The following is a 3,765-nucleotide window of genomic DNA, read 5'->3' on the forward strand; positions in this document are numbered from 1 at the left end:
GTCGGGAAGCGATCGACAGCGTCAGCGCCGAAATCGACTTTTTGGAACCGGGGGAACCGGCCGCCATTCTCTTTACGCTAATCCTGTAGGGGTTTCTAAAAACCTTATGGTACTTAGCCTGGATTATTCACGGAGGGTAAAGAAGGCACAGAAAAAAGAGCCTGAACCGCTTTAAGATTAGGCTCTTTGACAAATTAAGTGCCTGTATTGTGCCATGACAGTCTGTGAAAGGGAACTGCCCTTCGACTTTTACCAATCTCGTCGGCTTAAAGTTCAATTTTCGGACCTCGAACTGAGTTCAGACGCGGGCATTCTGCTGGTGCGCCAAGCGGATGAGCGCCTGAAGGTGTCAGCGGGGATAGCTGACTGTATTGAGGAGTGGCGGAACCCCGCCAAACTGACCCACAGTCTGGAACAACTGGTGAGCCAGCGGGTGTATCAACTCATTGGCGGTTACGAAGATGCCAACGATAGCACTACCCTGCGTCATGACCCGATTTATAAGATCGCGTGTGGGCGATTACCAGAGGCTGGAGAAAACCTGCTGGCGAGTCAACCGACGATGACCCGCTTAGAGAATCGGGTGAGTAAACGGGATAACAGCCGAATTCGTCGTTTCTTTGTCGATACGTTCATTGCCAGCCATGCCACACCACCCGCCGAGGTGGTGCTGGATATTGACGGTTGGGACGCGCCGACCCATGGCCATCAGCAACTGAGCTGTTTCCATGGCTACTACGGCCACCACATGTACTATCCAGTGCTGATTAACGAGGCCACCAGCGGCTATCCGTTAGTGCTCCAGTTGCGCGCGGGCAATATTCATCCAGGCAAAGGGGTAGCGGGTCTCTGACGTTGGCTATTCTGGCGACTGCGCCGGGCTTGGCCAGACGTGCGGATCATCCTGAGAGCCGATAGCGGCTTTTCGCTACATAAAATCGTGACGACCTGTGAGCGAGCGAAGGTCGTTTACGTCCTGGGCTATCGTCGCAATGCTGTCCTGGAGCGCAAAATCCAACCGGTGCTGGAGCAAGCCCGAGTCGTCGCGTGCCTCAATGGTGACGGCAAAGCTCGCTTGTTTGAGGATGTCTACTATGCGGCGGCGACCTGGCATGAGCCCCGACGCCTGGTGATGAAGGCTGAGTGGCTGCCCAAAGGCCCGAATCCTCGCTTTGTATTGACCAATCTTGATTGGCCACCCCAACACCTCTACGACCGGTTTTATGTCCAGCGGGGGGCGACCAGTGAGCATCCCATCAAGGAACTGAAGCTAGGACTTCAGGCCAAGCGCCTCAGTTGCCATCAGTGGGTTGCTAATCAATTCCGTCTCCTGCTCACTCAGGCCGCCTACATCCTAATGCTCAGTCTCCGTCACGCGGCTACCGGCACTCGACTGGCCCAAGCCCAGATAGAGCGATTACGCTCGACGGTCATCAAAATGGCCGCCCGGGTTCGGGTCTCGACTCGGCGAGTCCTGGTCGAATTGGCCGCCATGTTCCCTTTGCCCCGGAGCTCCGTCGCATCGCTCACCAGTTGATGCAATCTCAGCCTGGGGTTTTAAGCTAAATCTTGGCTACTCATAGGAGTAGTGTGCCTATAGATGCTTAAAAGCCTGGTTCGGCCTGATTTTTAGCGGGCTTTCTAGCCAATCTGAGGATGTTTCCTCTTCCGTGGCACCTTACTTCTCCCTTAAATGCTAATCCTGTAGGGGTTTTGTATGTGCCTATCAGAGAATCGTAGATTCCTCGTTCGAGAGAGGCTAGCGGCGACTATATAGACTAAGTTGACGCAGAAAGTGAATGAGCGTCAGCGATTACCAAATGTCAGAGTTTAGCCAATTGAGTGCCTTCCGACCGCAAGTAAAAAAAGTCTAAACAAAGCCTACGCGCTGGCCTGCGAGCAACCGACCCTGTCCTTTTCGAGCTGCATGGGCAATCGCTTCAGGCAAACGGTTGCTGGGTTGTTTGCTAGAGACGAGATGAACGCTTCAACGATGTTGTCAGGTCACATAGCGGCGACGCGAGAGCGGGCGCAGGCCAGCGAGAGCGAGTATTAGAGCTGTTGTGAATTAGCCTTCAAAATCCTTATAACCGTTATATGGAAAGGATTTTAGCGATTCTCGCCAAGAATCCTTGAAGCCCTTTCCGTGCAAGCATTTCAGCGATTTGCTTCGTTATTTCGCAACAAGTCTATTTGATAACCGCCCAAGATACGACGTATTACAACTACTCAGGTCAGGCGCAGATGTCGGGGCTTGGGGTGATCCAGGGCCAGGTGCGTGGGCTGATGCAACACAACGTGTTGCTCATCGATGAAGGTGGGCTGCCGCTGGGTATCGTTCACCAACAGTACTGGACTCGAGACGGTGCGATGGATTGGCCGTCGCATCAGAAGGAGTCTCAGAAGTGGTTTAACGGGCTGGCGGCTGTCAACCAGCAAGCGCAGGGCAGCGAGCCCCGTTGGGTGGTCACCTGTGACCGCGAGAGTGACATCTTTGAAGAATTCAAAGCCGAGCGCGAGTCGAATGTTGACCTGCTGGTGCGGGTGTTTCAACCGCGTCGGGTCGAAGTGGCTGCCGCCGGGAAGGTTTGTCCATTGCCGGCGGTAGCGGCGCACCTCAACGACTATGGTCATTATTCAGTACAGATTGAGCGTCAGGTTGAAGGTAAACGCCGCACGGTCGAGCTCACCCTACACCGGCAAGCGGCAACCGTTCATATCTACCCGAACCAAGACTTGAGCCCGGCTCGCCACAAGACACAGGCACTCTCGCTGGTCGTGGCGATCGAAGTCGCTTGTGTCGACGTTAAATCTCAAGCGGACTGCTTTGATGCTGATAACGTACTGTCCTGGTCTTTGCTCACTACCCTGCCGATTGAACAGGCCGACGATGTGCGACGCATTGTCCGCTTCTACGCCTTCCGCTGGCGCATCGTAGGCAAAGCCTTCCCGAAGGGTACGTCTGCATTTCACCCTCAAGTCAGGAGCCCTGGAGGTCGAAAAGCTACAGTTTGACGATGTCCATACCTTGGCCAATGCCTTAACCTTCTATTCCGTGGTCGCTTGGCAACTGTTGGGGCTCACCTATGCTTTGCGTCATGACCCGGAACAACCCGCTGAAATCCTGTTTGACTCTGATGAACTGACCTTGTTGCAGAAACTCTCGGGTAAACCCGTGGACTCGCTGCGTCAGGCCACTCTTGCCTTAACCAAGTTGGTCGGCTTTGCTCCGTCTAAGAAGCAACCCTTGCCAGGGGGCAAGGTATTAGCTACCGCCATTGAACGCTTCTTCTTTGTCAAACAGGGCGCGGCAGCCGTTTCTAAACCCCTACAGGATTAGCCCTTAAATGAAGGGGGAGGTCTCTTTCCACACCTCTGGCTGTCCTCATGAATAATGCAGGTTAGCTTTCGGCTGCCACGATAGTGGTAGCGCTGGCCATTGCCGATCGACTTAAGTCCTGCGGAGACTGGTCGAGTAGGCTTCTAGCCATAGGTGTCAAGTTAATAAATAGAGTCAAAAGTCAATCGGGTTGGGGCTGTTCCTGCTAATCTGAATCGTCAGTGTTGGGTTAAGCGCCATGAGCAAACCTCACCAACGCCGAGGCAATCCTGACTTTCGGCGGTTCGTGACGCCGCCTGCCCCGCCGACAGAGGCGCTGGAACAGCGGTTGATTGGCTGGCTCACGCCCGGCACCTTTGCCAACCTCAAGACCGTCAACGACAACGGACGTCAGCTTCGAGATCGGACGCTAACGCTATCGGTAA

General features: G+C 54.4%; 3 protein-coding genes and 2 pseudogenes. 4 read left to right on the forward strand and 1 reads right to left on the reverse strand.

All coding sequences use genetic code 11. The features are described 5' to 3' along the window. Window positions 1–214: 214 nt before the first annotated feature. Window positions 215–1,566 (forward strand): annotated as a pseudogene (locus JUK32_RS05705) (IS1380 family transposase). 663 nt (window positions 1,567–2,229) lie between these two features. On the opposite strand, the gene JUK32_RS05710 reads toward JUK32_RS05705, so the two are convergent. Beyond that, complete coding sequence (locus JUK32_RS05710) at window positions 2,230–2,388, reverse strand: hypothetical protein (protein ID WP_204137887.1); 159 nt, start codon at window positions 2,386–2,388, stop codon at window positions 2,230–2,232. Here JUK32_RS05710 and JUK32_RS05715 point away from each other — a divergent pair. The 3 genes and pseudogenes from JUK32_RS05715 to JUK32_RS05725 all read left to right on the forward strand — a co-directional run. Then, window positions 2,371–3,015: a hypothetical protein gene (locus JUK32_RS05715; protein ID WP_204137888.1), complete on the forward strand. Its 645-nt coding sequence runs from the start codon at window positions 2,371–2,373 to the stop codon at window positions 3,013–3,015. The genes JUK32_RS05710 and JUK32_RS05715 overlap by 18 nt on opposite strands. 13 nt (window positions 3,016–3,028) lie before the next feature. After that, window positions 3,029–3,340 (forward strand): hypothetical protein, encoded by a 312-nt coding sequence (locus JUK32_RS05720; RefSeq protein WP_204137889.1) that lies wholly within the window; start codon window positions 3,029–3,031, stop codon window positions 3,338–3,340. A gap of 238 nt (window positions 3,341–3,578) precedes the next feature. Next, window positions 3,579–3,765: pseudogene (locus JUK32_RS05725) on the forward strand (IS4 family transposase); the annotation flags it as partial.

This window comes from Halomicronema sp. CCY15110, assembly GCF_016888165.1.
Taxonomy (GTDB): domain Bacteria; phylum Cyanobacteriota; class Cyanobacteriia; order Phormidesmidales; family Phormidesmidaceae; genus Halomicronema.

What these genes read in the sequence shown, in the direction of transcription:
- JUK32_RS05715 (WP_204137888.1), top strand. Translation starts at nt 2,371, where the DNA reads ATGGATTGGCCGTCGCATCAGAAGGAGTCTCAGAAGTGGTTTAACGGG.
- JUK32_RS05710 (WP_204137887.1), bottom strand. Translation starts at nt 2,388, where the DNA reads ATGCGACGGCCAATCCATCGCACCGTCTCGAGTCCAGTACTGTTGGTG.